Below are 15,594 nucleotides of genomic sequence, written 5' to 3' on the forward strand. Positions count from 1 at the left end.
ATGATCAATAAAGCCCCAAAAGCTCATTAGCTATTAATAACCTTCTCCTGATGATTAATTGATTCTTGGTGAATCGCTTTAAACATTCTTAAAATAAACTCCTCACTCAAACCTCTTTCTTCACCTTCAAGTACCATTTTACCAAGAATTTCATTCCAACGTTTACTTTGTAAAACAGCAACGTTTTTCTGCTTTTTAAGTTGACCTATACCATCCGCAACCTTCATACGCTTGCCTAACAAATCGATAATTTGATTATCTACTACATCAATTTGTGCTCTGAGATTATCCAATTCTGAATTGTACGCTGCTTCAGGGTCTGACTCTTTTCTAATTCTAAGATCCTTCATAATTTGCACTAACGTTTTTGGAGTTACCTGCTGAGCGGCATCACTCCAAGCGTTATCAGGATCGTAATGTGTTTCTATCATTAAACCATCAAAATTTAGATCTAGAGCCGTCTGAGATACATCAAAAATCATATCACGTTTTCCTGTAATATGAGATGGATCATTGATTAATGGTAAATCGGGAAATTTATCCTGAAACTCAATTGCTAATTGCCATTCTGGTATATTTCTATATTTTGATTTTTCATAAGTTGAAAATCCTCTGTGGATAGCACCTAGATTTTTAATTCCGGCAGTATGTAAACGCTCAATACCACCTAACCACAAAGCCAAATCTGGATTAACCGGGTTTTTCACCAAGACAATTTTATCAGTTCCTTCTAAAGCATCTGCCAATTCTTGCATAATGAAAGGGCTTACCGTAGAACGTGCGCCAATCCACAACAAATCGATATCATTTTCTAAAGCTAATTCCACATGGTTTCTATTAGCTACTTCAGTAGCCGTTTTTAAACCTGTTTCTTCTTTTACTTTCTTAAGCCATTTTAGTCCTAAAGCTCCTACTCCTTCAAAGTTTCCTGGTCTGGTTCTTGGTTTCCAAATACCAGCTCTGTAGTAATTGACATCAGTATCTTTTAGCTCGTGAGCTATCTTTAACACTTGTTCTTCTGTTTCTGCACTACATGGTCCTGCAATTACTAACGGATGATTTAATTTCATATCATCTAACCATGTTCTCATTTCCTTTTTATTTTCCATAACGTCTATTAATCTTTTTATAGTTTTTTATTCTATTCCGTTTAAGATATCTTTTATATGATTTGTTGTTTCCATCTCATTAAAAACCGCTTCAAAATCATCATCTTCCATCAGTTTTTTGAAGTGTTTTAAGTTCTCAATGTATTCATCTAAAGTCTCAATGACATTCGCTTTATTTTGTTTAAAAATTGGTGTCCACATGGCTGGTGAACTTTTAGCCAAGCGTACCGTACTTGCAAAACCACTACCTGCCATATCAAAAATATCGCGTTCGTTTTTCTCTTTTTCGATTACGGTTTTACCCAACATAAAAGAACTGATGTGCGACAAATGCGATACATAAGCAATGTGTTTGTCATGCGCTTCAGGATTCATGTAACGAATTCGCATTCCTAAGTCTGAAAACAATTTCAAAGCTTTTTCCTGCAGCTTAAAAGCCGTTTCTTCAACTTCACAAATGATGTTGGTTTTATTTTTATACAGCTTTTTAATTGCTGCTTTAGGCCCAGAAAACTCGGTACCTGCAATTGGATGTGCTGCTAAAAAATTTCTACGTCTTGGATGGGACTTTATAATTTCGCAAATATCCTTTTTAGTTGAACCAACATCAAAAACAATAGTATCATCTGAAATATGATCTAGAACTTTTGGTAAAACTTGTAAAGTTGCATCTACAGGAATGGCCACTACGACAACTTCAGCATTTTTTAAATCTTCAAAATTTGAAATTTCATCAATAACTCCAAGCTGTTTCGCTTCTTGAAGGTGATTTTCATTTTTGTCAACACCATGAATATTACATTGTGGATATAGCTCTTTTATATCCAATGCAAAACTGCCACCTATTAACCCAACGCCTATAACAAAAACATTATTCATAAATCTAAACTCTTGCTATTGCTTCTTTAATTACACTTTCTTCCGCACACAACGAAAACCTCACATAACCTTCACCATTACTACCAAATACAGTTCCTGGTGCAATAAAAATGGAATGCTCTTTTAAAACTAAATCAGCAAATTCCTCAGATTTTATATGTGGAGGTAACTTCGCCCAAACAAACATTCCTGAAGCATGTTTATCATAAGTACAATTAAGTTTTTCTGCTAATTTCCATATTAACTCTCTTCTTTGCTGGTAGACACTATTTAAACTTGAATACCACATATCGGAACTCTTTAAAGCCTCTATTGCTCCTTTTTGAATACCATAAAACATTCCAGAATCCATATTGCTTTTTACACGTAGGACAGCACTTAATAGATCATAATTTCCAACCAACATTCCTACTCTCCAACCTGCCATATTAAATGTTTTACTCAACGAATTCAGCTCTAAACAAATATCCTTAGCGTTTCTGTAGCGCATTATACTAATCGGTTTGTCGTTTAACACAAAACTGTAAGGATTATCATTGACTATGAGAATATTATGACGCTTTCCGAAAGCAATAACCTCATCATAAAATTTATTTGGTGCATTTGCTCCAGTTGGCATGTGCGGATAATTAACCCACATGACTTTAACCTTGGTTAAATCCATTCGCTCCAAAGCCACAAAATCTGGCAGCCATTCATTTTCTTCTTTTAAATCGTAATAGATTGGTTTAGCCTCTAAAAGTTTAGTGACCGACGAATAGGTTGGATACCCTGGATTTGGCACTAAAACTTTATCTCCTTTATTTAAAAAGGCCATAGAAATATGCATAATACCTTCCTTACTTCCCATTAACGGTAACACTTCGGTCTGCGCACTAATATTGACATTGTACCTAGACTTATAAAAACCCGTAATAGCTTCTCTAAGTTCTGGCAAACCTTGATAGGATTGGTATTTATTAGCACCTTCATCATCCAAACTATCTTTAAGCAACATGGTTGCTTTGAAAGGAGGTTCTAAATCTGGACTACCTATTCCTAAATTTATAATTGGTTTTCCTTGTGATTTTAGAAACGCAACTTCTCGCAGTTTTTTTGAAAAGTAGTATTCTTCAACTTGTTTTAAACGGTTGGCAACTTCAATCATAATCTTGCATTTTTATATTGTCCCAACACTTTAAAATTTTCTGCCATAATTTTCATTATAGAATGTGCTTTATCAAAATCCTTGTAATCTTCAAATGTAGCATCAACAAAAAAAGCGTATTTCCAAGGAGTTTCAATTTTTGGTAAGGATTGTATTTTGGTTAGGTTTAATTTACAATCGCTCATTACATTTAGAATAGTAGCCAAACTACCTCGTTTGTGATCTAATTCAAACTTTAGAGAAACTTTATTGACTCTAGTTTCATCGATTTCTGCATTTTCACTTTTAACAACCACAAAACGTGTTTCATTATGCTTTATGGTTTGAATGCTCTCAGCCAAAACCTCTAAATTATACAATCGTGCAGCACCTTTACTCGCTATAGCTGCAATACCTTTTAGGTTCTGCTCTGCAATTTGCTTGGCCACATCTGCAGTATCTTTTGCCTCAACCAACTTAATATGCGGATAATCTTTAAAGAATACTTTGCATTGCAGTAATGCCATTGGATGTGAGTGTACTTCTGAAATTTCGCTGATAACTTGCTCCTTTAAAGCCATTAAATTATGCTGAATATCTAAATAATATTCACCTATAATATTAAGGTTATAATTATCTATAAGCGCGTAATTTGGGATGATTGATCCTGCAATTGAATTTTCCAGCGCCATAACAATGGTATCTGAATGTCCTTGCAACAAACTATCTACTGCACTATCAAAAGACATACACTCCACCACTTCTGCGTCTAGATTGAAGTATTTCTGAACGACTTCATGATGAAATGATCCTTTTATTCCCTGTATGGCTATTGGTTTTATCAAAATTTATTTATGTTTCTAAAAATAAAGTTTTACTAAAAAAAAAGTCCCGAACTAAATCGAGACTTTTTATAAATTATATTTTAAATAAAACATACTAAGCCTCGTTTCTTTCACTAAAAAAGAAATAAAACCAGTTAAAATATGTTTTAGTTATGTTCATTAAAATCAATTATATGGCTAATGTAATTATTATTTTAAAAAATCAAAATTGTTGCCTTAGTTTTTTGAAATAAAATTGAAAATTTTAAAGAATCTATAATATTTACAAAACAATATTCTGAAATAACTATTTTTGAATAAATTCTTTGTCGCATGTCTATTGAAGTACAGAACATTACAAAATTATATAAAGACCAAAAGGCTTTAAATGATGTTTCTTTTAAAGTTAATGATGCAGAAATTGTTGGTTTTTTAGGTCCGAACGGAGCCGGAAAATCTACAATGATGAAAATCTTAACCACTTACATAGAAGCTTCGGAAGGTTCTGCTAAGGTTAATAGTTTTGATGTCGCATCTGACAAAAAGAATGTTCAAAAAAGTGTTGGGTACTTACCTGAACATAATCCGCTGTATACTGATCTTTACGTTAAAGAATACCTTAGCTTTAATGCTAATGTGTATGGTGTTTCAAAATCTAGAATAGATGAAGTTATAGAACTTACTGGACTAACACCTGAATCGCATAAAAAGATAGGACAACTCTCTAAGGGTTACAGGCAGCGTGTTGGATTAGCTAACGCCTTATTGCACAATCCTGAAGTTTTAATTCTTGACGAACCAACAACAGGTTTAGACCCTAATCAATTAGTAGATATTAGAAACCTTATTAGAAATGTTGGTAAGGAAAAAACCGTTTTTCTTTCCACACACATTATGCAAGAAGTTGAAGCTATGTGCGACCGTGTAATTATTATAAACAAAGGTGAAGTTGTTGCTGACAAGTATTTAAAAGACCTTAGAGACGGACAAGAACAAGTAATCATCGTTGAGTTTGATTACAGGGTTGAAGATGCTTTTTTATTAAGATTACCAAAAGTATCCTCTGTAAAAAATGTGCACGATTTCACTTATGAAATTACATTTGCTACCAAAGAAGATATGCGCTCTCATGTCTTTGATTTTGCTCATGATAATAAATTGAAAATCCTTCAGCTTAATCAGAAAAATGCTAGTTTAGAGAGTTTGTTTAGAGAATTGACAAGTTAAAGAGCCCATCCTAACCTTCCCAAAAGGAAGGAAACAGCACTAAAAAATGATAAGAAAAATCACATTACTAATTCTTCTCATTTTCATCTCTTGTGAAAAGAAGTTGAATAATAATGAAATTAACAACTTCTGCTTTAAGTTTGTTTATTCCATCCATTCAAAAAATGAATACTCCTTAAGATCATTAATCAATGAAAAGAAATTAGTTGAGAACACAAATAATAAACTGAAAGACAAAAACTTTACCGTTGACTCTGGTGATATTATTACTGGACTTTTTATAAATTATAATCCTTTAAAATATGGCCGTGGCTATAATGAAAAATTAAACGATTTTAATACTGATGATTTAGAAATAATAATCTTAGAAAACATAAGTAATATCAAAAGGTTAAATATAAAATGGAATAATATTTTTAGTTGTGTAGAAGAATCAATTATTATAACAGTAGAAAATAAAAAGATAACTTTAATTGAATAGGTCAAAAAAGAAACTAATTATATATTCTCAAATAAAAATAACATAATAAGCTACTCAAAAATCAACTGCCCAGTGTAAATACGTTCTACTTCAACAATTGGAGGCTGGTTTACTGAAATTAAATTCCCTGTACCTCTTAGCTGACCTTCTAATGTTTGTTGAGGGTTTACCACAATATCATTGCTTCCTCTATGATATACATTAACGTTTTGGGCTATGAGATTTTCCCCTTCAAAACGTCCAGCACCTGAATAAAAACCAACAAATAGATTTTCAACGGTTCCCAATATGTAAAAAAAGGAAAGATTGTTTGAAGTGATACTTAAATGTTGTGAGGCTATCTCTAATCTAAAGTCACCAACTGTAAATTCACTTGGACCACTGTAATCTTCTGAAAAGAGTCTGATAACAGGATAATTTAAAACACCGTCTGATGAAATTTCATACTGAGATGATGTTCTTATATCTGTAAGATTAGGAGCTTCAACATACACCTTTGTAATACCATAACCTCTAACGTAATTACACGAATTGTGGTCTGTAAGAACAAGTTGATTGTCTACAACTTCAACCGCTACATCATTTATTAAATTTTCGCCTGTTTCAACAATAACTGAATATTCTGGAGCTTCTTTTATAATAAGTTCAATATCTCTATTAACTAATATTTGTTCAAAACTGGAGACTTCAAAAGTTTGCTGAATGATACTTCCAGATGTTTGAAAACAATCGTTAGCATCTTCGCTATTACAAGCAAATACTAGAAATAGTAATACGTATAAAAAGTTCTTCATTTTTTTTAATAGATTCCTGACTTCTCAGAAATAACAAAATTATAATCTTACTCCTATTCCAAATTCAACTGCTTCGGCTTTTGCTCCGTGTGATTTTAAGGTTACTGCCCCAAAAAGTTTTTTTCCGAAATAACGTTTTAGTCCAATCCTCATATAAACTCTACCTTCAAAATCAAACGGATAATAGACATAGTAGCCTAATTGTGTTTCCAAAGACATTTTATTGATAAACAATTCATGACCTGCAAATAAGCCTACACGCTTGTAATCTTCATCTCCACTAACATCCTCCTCTGGAAAAGATACGGATTGATAGTATATCAACTCCTTTAAAAAATTAGAAAAGAATACATCTACACCCAATTGAACTGCACTAACATGACTTAAACGCTTATCTGCATAAGCTGAAACAATGTAAAATGGATATTGTCCGCTACCAATAATATCACTTTGATTAATCCCTGAACGAAACGCTATATTATATTTAATCGGTTCAGTAAATTTTCCATCTTCTAAATCGTCAATGTATTCTATCTGCTCATCTAAATTGTAGTTGAGCCCAATATTAAAAGCCAACGTATTTATACTTGTATTTGGCGCTTTTACATTGGCATTGGAGTAATGCGTTAAAGTTAATCCAGCTTGAAGCCCAAAACGATCAATTATATTCTCTTTTTTATAATTGAGCATTAAATAGGTAGCACTTAATATATGAGAACCAAATGCAATATTTTTTGGGTTTTCAATCTTATCGTAAGGATTGGTGTTTAAAGCTAAACCTTGAGCCATTCGTAACATTACATTTCGCTTAAAAAAATAGAAGTTGTAATGCGCATAAAGCCCATAATTTTCACCTAAAAGTTCATTTTTTAAATCTTGATAAATGAATGAAAAACCATAGTCTGGATAGTTGTAACGTTGTTCCCAAGCGTCGTTTCCAAAAGTTTTTTTATTCCAACTGAAGATAAAGCCTTCAGGATGTCCTTTTATAAGATGCAGAATATCGTTATTGTGAAGTGCAATGTTGCCACCAAAATAACTAAAGTCTAACTGCGAAGCATTCTTTTTTTCTTGCGCACCAATAATGGTACAAATTAGTAATACAACTGTAGTTAAAGTTTTTCGCATTTTCACCTTTTGGAAAAGCAAAAATAGTCAATAATTACAATTACTAATTGTAGTAGTTATACAAAAAAAGTAGCAATCAGTGATATTGCCGTTAGTAACAAAACCTGAACAGCGAATCTAAATTCAGACTTATTCTTTTTTATAAGCTTCATTTTTAAGGGGCTTTAGAATTTGATGCAAATATCTAACTAATAGCGAATTCTTTTGTTAAATAAAATCTAAGAAATGGTTACGGATTTGTAGTATGAAATTTTATTGGAAATGAATGCCACACTCTCTACTCAACAAAGCTTTTACAGGATCGAAGTAATCACTATTTTTTGGTAGTTGATTAGCCTCAAGATAGGCGTCTAAATCCTTATCACTCCAATAATAAAATGGACTGACTTTTAATATACCATCTTTACTGTAACTTAGAATATCCTTTTTATCACGATACTCGGTTTGTCTTACTCTAATATTTGTAAACCAAACTTCAGGATCTTGTTCTTTTAAGGCACGTCTAAAAGGCTCTAGCTTTACAACTTCAGAAAATTTATCGTGATTATCATTTTCTACACTAGGTAAACCGATAGTTTTATCTATTGTTTCTTTACTTATTAGAGGCTGATACTTATTTATATTAAGATTATAAGTCTCAATAAGATTTGAAGCGTGCTCGTATGTACTTGGTTGATTATACAATGTGTCACACCAAACTACTCTGATATCTTTGTCTAACTGAGACATCGTGCTCAATAATACCGAAGAATAAACTCCAAAACTAGTGGTTACAATTTTATTATCTGAAAGCCTCAAAGCCCACTCTGCAATTTCATGAGGTGTTCTGTCTTTCAACTTTTTGTTCCAAGCATCTATGTCTAATCTAATCATATTATTTTGACGACAAAATGAATAATCTTATTACCCTATCGATTTAGTAGGTTAATATGCAAACCTATGTATTATTTTATAATTATTTGATGTATTTAAGAAAAAAATGGGATTTCAATAGTCTGAAAGATCTGCCAAAGATGTATTTCTAAAAATTTTTAAAGTACTGTCTCTTACCTTTAGCATTACTTCGTGCACCGCACAAGTATCTTCATCTGGACAATCATCACATCTTTCATAATAATTAAGACTTACGCAAGGCACCATAGCTATTGGTCCTTCGAGTAAACGCATTATTGTAGTCATTTGTATTTCTTCTGGTCTCTTAAGCAAATAATAACCACCTCCCTTGCCTTTTTTTGCACCGAGTATTCCATTTTTTTTTAGTGTTAACAAAATACTCTCTAAGAATTTCTTGGAAATGTTTTCAGATTCCGAAATTGTTGAAGTTTGCACAGGTAGTTTATCTCCTTTTTTTGCGAGATATACCAGAGCTTTAATCCCATATTTAGTTTTTTTAGATAGCATTCTATTAATCTAATGATGAGTAATTTAAATAAAACAACTTTTTAGTACAAACCGATTTTAATTATTTTACAAGATATAAACTAATCTGTTTTGGGTTTTAATTTTAATCCGTATTTTTGTCAATCGAAAAATTAGAGGAAAAATTTGACCTGATTGCAACCTCGTAAAAAAATGCTAAAGCAGTAAGTTATGTACTTCTCTAGCGACCGAGCAATCTAAAGTTTTTCCTGAAATAAAATTATAAATAAAAAATAAGGATTTATGCCATATTTATTTACTTCAGAAAGTGTTTCTGAAGGACATCCAGATAAAGTTGCCGATCAAATTAGTGACGCATTAATAGACAACTTTTTAGCTTTTGATCCAGAATCTAAAGTTGCTTGTGAAACCTTAGTAACTACAGGACAAGTTGTACTGGCTGGTGAGGTGAAATCTTCAACTTACCTTGATGTACAAAAAATTGCTAGAGATACTATTAACAAAATAGGTTACACCAAAGGAGAATACATGTTTGATGGAAACTCTTGTGGTGTACTTTCTGCAATACATGAACAATCTGAGGAAATAAGCCGAGGAGTTGACAGAGCTACAAAAGAAGAACAAGGTGCCGGTGACCAAGGTATGATGTTTGGTTACGCAACTAGCGAAACAGATAACTTTATGCCTTTAGCTTTAGATTTATCACATAGCATCTTAAAAGAATTGGCAATTTTACGTCGTGAAAATAAAGACATCACTTATCTAAGACCTGATTCTAAAAGTCAAGTAACTATTGAATATAGTGACGATAACGTTCCTCAACGTATTGATGCTATAGTAGTATCTACACAACATGATGAGTTTGATAATGACGATGCTATGTTAGCAAAAATCAGAGAAGATATCATCACTATTTTAATTCCTAGAGTTATTGCTAAACTGCCTGAACATATTCAAGCTTTGTTTAATGATGATATCACCTATCACATTAACCCAACAGGAAAATTTGTGATTGGTGGACCTCATGGAGATACTGGTCTTACAGGACGAAAAATTATAGTGGATACTTACGGTGGAAAAGGTGCTCACGGAGGTGGTGCATTTTCTGGTAAAGACCCGAGTAAAGTAGACAGAAGCGCAGCTTATGCTACAAGACATATTGCCAAAAACCTTGTTGCTGCTGGACTTTGTGAAGAAGTACTAGTACAAGTATCTTACGCTATTGGAGTTGTTGAACCTATGGGAATATTTATAGACACTTATGGTACTTGTCCATTCAATCTTACTGATGGGGAAATTGCCAAAAAAGTTTCTGAAATTTTTGATATGAGACCTGCTGCTATTGAAGAGCGTTTAAAATTACGCCAACCAATGTATAGTGAAACTGCAGCTTATGGCCATATGGGTAGAAAAAATGAAGTAGTTACCAAAACCTTTGAACAACTTAACGGAGAGCCTATTTCTATAGATGTTGAATTGTTCACTTGGGAAAAATTAGATTATGTGGATAAAGTAAAAGCTGCTTTTGAAATCTAATGACAACATAGAATATTAAACAAAGAAGCCATGCGTAATGCATGGCTTCTTTATTTATCGTTACTTTTTAGTTTTAGGAACATCTCTGTTCATTTCAGTGATATCTACATTCGAAGCTTCCACCCCTAAAAGATGTTTGCTAAAATGGTCTGCTCTTAACCAAAAAGAGTATTCTGTCATACTTCCAAAACCATGTCTTTGACCTGGCATAATCATAAAATCGAATCGCTTGTTAGCATTTATTAATGCATTGGCCATACGTATGGTGCCACCTGGATGTACATTATTATCTACATCGCCTGTAATAAGCATCAGTTTACCTTTAAGATTTTCAGCTAAAGATTGGTTATTATCAATCATGTATTTGTACTTCACGTTACCATCATCATCTTTTTCTTCTTGTACTCCATGATGCGTTTCGCTCCACCAACTATTATAAATTGTATTGTCATGATTTCCTGCTGAAGACACAGCTGCTTTATAAAAATCTGGATATACCAAAAGAGCCGCTGTTGACATAAACCCTCCACCTGAATGACCGTAAATTCCAACTTTATCAATATCTATAAAATTGAATTTATCAGCTAATTGTTCTGCTACATGTCTTTTGTCTGCTAAACCGTAATCTCTTAAATTACCATAACCGTAATTGTGATACCATTTTGAACGGTCTGGATGTCCACCACGATTTCCCATAGTAACAACAATAAAACCAACTTGAGCCATTCTATCTAATCGATCCATACGAATTGAAAAAGATTTATTTACAGCTTCAGTCTGAGGACCTGGATATACATATTCTAGCAATGGATATTTTTTAGTTTCATCAAAATCGAAAGGTTTGTACATTACTCCATAAATATCTGTAATACCATCATCTGCTTTCATCTTAAATGGTTCCGGAAATTTGTAACCTGTGGCCATTAATTGAGATAAATCAGCCTCTTCCAATTCCATAATGACTTTGCCTGAACTACTTCTTAGCTCTGACATTGGCACTGTATTCACTCTTGAATAATTACTTACAAAAAAAGCGTTAGAGTCCGACAGGCTTGTATTTGTATTGTAGTCACCCGCATTTAAAGCTGTTAATCCTGTTCCGTTCAAACTAATTTTGTACAGATGCTCATAGTAAGGATCTTGATCTTTAGGAATACCATGTGCAGTGAAGAATAAACTTCGAGAATTTTCATCTACTCCAACAGCTTCTTCAACGTGATAAGAACCTTTTGTAACTTGATTTTTTAAATTTCCATCCGTATCATACAAGTAGTAATGCGCCCAACCTGAACGCTCTGCCCAATGTAACATTTCCGTTTCATTGTTGAATAACACCAATGGTCGTGTTTCTATATAAGTATTAAATCGTTCTTCAATCAATACTTTGGTTTCTCCCGTATTTATATCAGCTACGCAGATATCTAGTTTCTTTCGGTCTCTGCTGATGGTATTATAGTATATTTTCCCCTTTTTAGACAGTAATAATGTTGGCATAAAATCGTCGTCATAACTCGACTTTTTCACAGGAGCTCTATACACCTGAACACTTTGTTGATTAACTGTATCTAACTTAACTTGAATACTGCTTTTTGAAGGAATATCAAACACATGAAGCTCGGTTTTGTAATACTCATCTTCACCAGGCATATGATATTTATAGGTTTCTAATGTAGGACGCTTACTTTCGGTTGTATTTATAACCCAAAGATCACCTATATGTCTAGAGTCTGTTCTTTGAAACACAAACTTCTTAGAATCATGAGACCAAATTCCAAAAACGCGTTTGCGCTTGTCTTTATTCTTTTTCATGGACTCATTTGTTTCGTTACGTCCACTACCTCCTCCATAAGAGTAATAAAGTTCACCATCTGTTGTCCATTGGTTTTCAACTATGGTAGTATCTTTTTCATTTTTTACGGCTTTAAGAAAGTTTTCCTTATCCATCCAATAGAGATTGTAATTTTTAGAAAATAAAACCACAGAGCTATCTGGAGCTATATTTGCCCATTTTTTCCAATCTTCTTTTTCTTTCTTCTTATTGTCTATAACTGTAAGGGAATTTCCACCTAAACGGTATTCAAAATGGTAAACTTTGTTAACCATCTTAGGCTTCTTTTTCTTTTTTCCTTTAGTTGTTGTTGAATCTGTATCAACCTTTTCATCATCATCATCTTCTTCTTCCTGTTCCTCTACTTTTTCTGTTGATGTGACATAAAAACGAATTGCTGTTTCATTTTTCACAAATTCAAAATCGAAACGAGGCAAGTGTTTTGCGTCATATGGATCTTTAGTAATTTCAGTTAACCACTGTGCCATTTTTTCATTGTCGAAAAGCTCTTTTTTAGTTTTCTTATCCGCATCAACAATGTAGTAGTTAGAGCCTTCAGTGGTTTTGTACTGATACCAAAAACGGTTTCCGTTTTTCAACCAATGTGGTCTTACTGAAGTCGAATGAACCAATTTACCCAAGTTTTTAGGCGAGTATTTAGCGGCTGCTCTGTAATTGGGTGTCGGAGTTAAATTTTCTGCATCTTGGGCCATTACAAAATTGCAAATAAGCCCAATAGCAAAAAGTAATACCTTTTTTTGCATAAAGCGTTTAGATTATTTAAAGTTAGAGAGCCACTAAAATAGCAAAACAAATCTCTACAAGCATTCTAATTAATATTAACACTATCTATTTAAAGAAATATTTAACGTTTTCTTTAGTTTTAGTATCTTCATAACCTCTAATACAACCCAAAACTTGAGCTGGTTTAAAAAAGACCCTTTACAGATTATCACCTTTCAGAGCTATGGCACTGATTCTCACTTTTATGCCAGAGGAAGGGCTTTAGAAGATGAATCTATAGACTTAGAGGAACAGCATATTTGGCACCTTATTGTAAATACTTGGAAGCGTTTTGAAACTGACGAAATAAAGCACGTTGGACTAGACGTAAAACTTCCTAACAATAAAATTATTAAAGTAAAAACCGATGATAGCGGCTATTTTATAGCTGAAGAAAACATAGAAAACCTCAAAAGTTTAACCAATGATGAAGGCTGGCTTAGTTTTGAATTATCCTATAATGACGTTAATATAAAACGTACCATACAAAATCAAAATAGGTTTCCTGGTGAACTTTTAATACCATCAAGCAAAGCACAATTTGGTGTGGCTAGTGATATTGATGATACCATACTACATACTGGAGTTGTTTCTATTTTGAAATGGAGAGTTATCTATAACTCCATCTTTAGGCATGCTAAAAATAGAATTCCTTTAGAAGGTGCTGCTGATTTTTACCATAAACTACACAGAGGAGTTTCTGGTGAAAATGCTAATCCTATATTTTATGTAAGTCATAGTCCTTGGAATTTATACCGCTATCTAGACCTTTTCCTGAGGCAGAATAATTTCCCAAAAGGCCCAATTCTTTTACGAAGTTTAAGCAATCTCTTGAAACGAAAAAGTCAAGATGAAAAACCGCAAAAGCAAAAAGAAATATTACATCTTTTAAAAACCTACCCTAACCTACCTTTTATTTTAATTGGTGATAGTGGCGAACATGATCCTGATATTTATATGGAAATTGCTGAAGAATATCCAGACAGGATTTTAGCCATATATCTTCGAAGTGTTAAACACAAGAAAAAAATGTTGCGAGTAAAAAGTCTTGTAGATAATTATAAAACTACAATGGTTTTAATGGTAGAAAGTAGCGCGCAAGCTATTGAGCATGCTAGAGAACATGGGTTTATTGCTTAGAATAACCCATTTATCTGTGCATCAATCTTATTGATAATACCTCCTAAATCTTCAGGGTTGGCAACAAAATCAAGGTTATCTACATCAATAATCAATAAGTTTCCTTTGTTATAGCCATGTATCCATGCTTCGTAACGCTCATTCAATCGGCTTAAATAATCAATACTAATCGTATTTTCATAATCGCGACCGCGTTTGTGAATCTGAGACACCAAATTAGGAATTGAACTACGCAAATAAATCAATAGATCTGGACCTTTTACAAAAGACTCCATCAACTCAAAAAGTGATGCATAATTTTCAAAATCGCGATTGGTCATCAATCCCATAGCATGCAAGTTAGGAGCAAAAATATGAGCATCTTCATAGATAGTTCTATCTTGAATGATGTCCTTACCACTATCATGTATTTGGTTGACTTGTCTAAACCTACTGTTTAGGAAATACACTTGCAAGTTAAAGCTCCAGCGTTCCATCTGATTATAAAAATCATCTAAATATGGATTGTCCACTACGTCTTCTAATTGTGCTTCCCATTTGTAATGTTTGGCGAGTAATTTTGTGAGCGTAGTTTTTCCAGCTCCTATATTTCCAGCTACAGCAACATGCATAATTTATTGTGATTTTAGTTGATATCGACGTAGGGTTTCGTCGTGGTAAAGATACAAGGTTTCATTGGTTACCAAAAACTGATTTATTAACAAATTAGGATGTTTAATCGGTTCTATTTTTTGTCCATCCTTTGGTAGCGTATACAGTTCACTCTCCTTTTTCAAAATCAAATAAGCATCACCAAAAGCTAATTTTTCGTAACCCTCGTTTTTGTACTTTGCAATAAGACTTCCAAAATAACTATACACATACAAGTAATTTTTGGTAAGCATATAACATTGGTTGTAATCGCTTTTTAAGTCTAATACTTCCGACTGAACAGGAACCGTTTTCTGTTTAATCTTTTTGGTTTTATAGTCATAAAGTTCTAACTGTTGTAGATCTTGGTTAAAAATCCAAAGTGTATTATCATAACCTGTAGACACAAAACTCACATTTTTATAAGGCTGAAGTGTATTGAAGTCTATTTTAAAAATTTCTGCTAATCGGTTATCTAATATAACTACCGTATTAAAATCCTTGTAAAACAGATTTATTTTTAACGGATTGAAGGTATTAGCCGAAGTAATTTCACCCAACTGAAAATTACTATAAACCAAGGTGGTGTCTTTAGACTTTTTATAAAAACTATTATCTTCTGAAGTGAAATATGCTGTTCCAAAAGCATCAATACCAAACAGATCTTTTGCTTTCAACGAGGTTGAATCCCGCTGCACAGCATTCACTTTGTGTTGCGAATACCCAAAA

General features: G+C 33.0%; 15 protein-coding genes. 4 read left to right on the top strand and 11 right to left on the bottom strand.

Annotated features, from left to right (window positions below; all coding sequences use genetic code 11):
* Nucleotides 1-26: 26 nt before the first annotated feature.
* From QGM60_RS03680 to QGM60_RS03695, 4 genes are read right to left on the bottom strand one after another with little or no spacing between them, the layout of a single operon-like run.
* Nucleotides 27-1,109: a bifunctional 3-deoxy-7-phosphoheptulonate synthase/chorismate mutase type II gene (locus QGM60_RS03680; RefSeq protein ID WP_281138902.1), complete on the bottom strand. Its 1,083-nt coding sequence runs from the start codon at nt 1,107-1,109 to the stop codon at nt 27-29.
* Between the two features lie 27 nt (nt 1,110-1,136).
* Entirely contained in the window at nt 1,137-1,988 is an 852-nt protein-coding gene (locus QGM60_RS03685) for a prephenate dehydrogenase (protein ID WP_281138903.1), read from the bottom strand.
* A 4-nt stretch (nt 1,989-1,992) separates the two neighbouring features.
* A complete protein-coding gene (locus QGM60_RS03690; protein WP_281138904.1) occupies nt 1,993-3,135 on the bottom strand; it encodes an aminotransferase class I/II-fold pyridoxal phosphate-dependent enzyme in 1,143 nt (380 codons plus the stop codon).
* Complete coding sequence (locus QGM60_RS03695) at nt 3,132-3,959, bottom strand: prephenate dehydratase (protein WP_281138905.1); 828 nt, start codon at nt 3,957-3,959, stop codon at nt 3,132-3,134. The genes QGM60_RS03690 and QGM60_RS03695 overlap by 4 nt, the downstream gene beginning before the upstream one ends.
* Before the next feature lie 312 nt (nt 3,960-4,271).
* Between QGM60_RS03695 and gldA the strand changes: the two genes are divergently transcribed.
* Nucleotides 4,272-5,165 (top strand): gliding motility-associated ABC transporter ATP-binding subunit GldA, encoded by an 894-nt coding sequence (gene gldA / locus QGM60_RS03700; RefSeq protein WP_281138906.1) that lies wholly within the window; start codon nt 4,272-4,274, stop codon nt 5,163-5,165.
* Nucleotides 5,166-5,211: 46 nt separating this feature from the next.
* The gene (locus QGM60_RS03705) at nt 5,212-5,646 is read left to right on the top strand and encodes a hypothetical protein (RefSeq protein WP_281138907.1); all 435 of its coding nucleotides are present in this window, start codon (nt 5,212-5,214) and stop codon (nt 5,644-5,646) included.
* 50 nt (nt 5,647-5,696) lie between these two features.
* Here QGM60_RS03705 and QGM60_RS03710 read toward each other — a convergent pair whose 3' ends face one another.
* The 4 genes from QGM60_RS03710 to QGM60_RS03725 all read right to left on the bottom strand — a co-directional run bounded on the left by QGM60_RS03710 (nt 5,697) and on the right by QGM60_RS03725 (nt 8,969).
* Nucleotides 5,697-6,440: a head GIN domain-containing protein gene (locus QGM60_RS03710; RefSeq protein ID WP_281138908.1), complete on the bottom strand. Its 744-nt coding sequence runs from the start codon at nt 6,438-6,440 to the stop codon at nt 5,697-5,699.
* A gap of 39 nt (nt 6,441-6,479) precedes the next feature.
* The gene (locus tag QGM60_RS03715; protein ID WP_281138909.1) at nt 6,480-7,568 is read right to left on the bottom strand and encodes an acyloxyacyl hydrolase; all 1,089 of its coding nucleotides are present in this window, start codon (nt 7,566-7,568) and stop codon (nt 6,480-6,482) included.
* Between the two features lie 252 nt (nt 7,569-7,820).
* Nucleotides 7,821-8,441 carry a phosphoadenosine phosphosulfate reductase family protein gene (locus QGM60_RS03720; protein ID WP_281138910.1) on the bottom strand — a complete coding sequence of 207 codons (621 nt, stop codon included), beginning with the start codon at nt 8,439-8,441 and terminating at the stop codon, nt 7,821-7,823.
* Between the two features lie 114 nt (nt 8,442-8,555).
* Nucleotides 8,556-8,969 (bottom strand): Rrf2 family transcriptional regulator, encoded by a 414-nt coding sequence (locus tag QGM60_RS03725; RefSeq protein ID WP_281138911.1) that lies wholly within the window; start codon nt 8,967-8,969, stop codon nt 8,556-8,558.
* A gap of 261 nt (nt 8,970-9,230) precedes the next feature.
* Here QGM60_RS03725 and metK point away from each other — a divergent pair, with 261 nt between their 5' ends.
* Entirely contained in the window at nt 9,231-10,484 is a 1,254-nt protein-coding gene (gene metK / locus QGM60_RS03730) for a methionine adenosyltransferase (RefSeq protein WP_281138912.1), read from the top strand.
* 60 nt (nt 10,485-10,544) lie between these two features.
* Here metK and QGM60_RS03735 read toward each other — a convergent pair whose 3' ends face one another.
* A complete protein-coding gene (locus tag QGM60_RS03735) occupies nt 10,545-13,076 on the bottom strand; it encodes a DPP IV N-terminal domain-containing protein (protein WP_281138913.1) in 2,532 nt (843 codons plus the stop codon).
* 154 nt (nt 13,077-13,230) lie between these two features.
* On the opposite strand from QGM60_RS03735, the gene QGM60_RS03740 reads away from it, so the two are divergent.
* The gene (locus tag QGM60_RS03740; protein ID WP_281138914.1) at nt 13,231-14,235 is read left to right on the top strand and encodes a phosphatase domain-containing protein; all 1,005 of its coding nucleotides are present in this window, start codon (nt 13,231-13,233) and stop codon (nt 14,233-14,235) included.
* On the opposite strand, the gene QGM60_RS03745 is transcribed toward QGM60_RS03740, so the two are convergent.
* Both QGM60_RS03745 and QGM60_RS03750 read right to left on the bottom strand, forming a co-directional pair.
* Nucleotides 14,232-14,846: a deoxynucleoside kinase gene (locus tag QGM60_RS03745; RefSeq protein ID WP_281138915.1), complete on the bottom strand. Its 615-nt coding sequence runs from the start codon at nt 14,844-14,846 to the stop codon at nt 14,232-14,234. The genes QGM60_RS03740 and QGM60_RS03745 overlap by 4 nt on opposite strands.
* A 3-nt stretch (nt 14,847-14,849) precedes the next feature.
* Nucleotides 14,850-15,542 (bottom strand): hypothetical protein, encoded by a 693-nt coding sequence (locus tag QGM60_RS03750; RefSeq protein ID WP_281138916.1) that lies wholly within the window; start codon nt 15,540-15,542, stop codon nt 14,850-14,852.
* Nucleotides 15,543-15,594 lie beyond the last annotated feature (52 nt).

It is taken from the genome of Winogradskyella sp. SYSU M77433 (assembly GCF_029911945.1).
Classification (GTDB): Bacteria; Bacteroidota; Bacteroidia; order Flavobacteriales; family Flavobacteriaceae; genus Winogradskyella.

Excerpts from the sequence above, each read along its gene's own strand:
- QGM60_RS03680 (WP_281138902.1), bottom strand. The coding sequence starts at position 1,109 with ATGGAAAATAAAAAGGAAATGAGAACATGGTTAGATGATATGAAATTA.
- QGM60_RS03685 (WP_281138903.1), bottom strand. The coding sequence starts at position 1,988 with ATGAATAATGTTTTTGTTATAGGCGTTGGGTTAATAGGTGGCAGTTTT.
- QGM60_RS03690 (WP_281138904.1), bottom strand. The coding sequence starts at position 3,135 with ATGATTGAAGTTGCCAACCGTTTAAAACAAGTTGAAGAATACTACTTT.
- gldA (WP_281138906.1), top strand. The coding sequence starts at position 4,272 with ATGTCTATTGAAGTACAGAACATTACAAAATTATATAAAGACCAAAAG.
- QGM60_RS03705 (WP_281138907.1), top strand. The coding sequence starts at position 5,212 with ATGATAAGAAAAATCACATTACTAATTCTTCTCATTTTCATCTCTTGT.
- QGM60_RS03710 (WP_281138908.1), bottom strand. The coding sequence starts at position 6,440 with ATGAAGAACTTTTTATACGTATTACTATTTCTAGTATTTGCTTGTAAT.
- QGM60_RS03715 (WP_281138909.1), bottom strand. The coding sequence starts at position 7,568 with ATGCGAAAAACTTTAACTACAGTTGTATTACTAATTTGTACCATTATT.
- QGM60_RS03720 (WP_281138910.1), bottom strand. The coding sequence starts at position 8,441 with ATGATTAGATTAGACATAGATGCTTGGAACAAAAAGTTGAAAGACAGA.
- QGM60_RS03725 (WP_281138911.1), bottom strand. The coding sequence starts at position 8,969 with ATGCTATCTAAAAAAACTAAATATGGGATTAAAGCTCTGGTATATCTC.
- metK (WP_281138912.1), top strand. The coding sequence starts at position 9,231 with ATGCCATATTTATTTACTTCAGAAAGTGTTTCTGAAGGACATCCAGAT.
- QGM60_RS03735 (WP_281138913.1), bottom strand. The coding sequence starts at position 13,076 with ATGCAAAAAAAGGTATTACTTTTTGCTATTGGGCTTATTTGCAATTTT.
- QGM60_RS03745 (WP_281138915.1), bottom strand. The coding sequence starts at position 14,846 with ATGCATGTTGCTGTAGCTGGAAATATAGGAGCTGGAAAAACTACGCTC.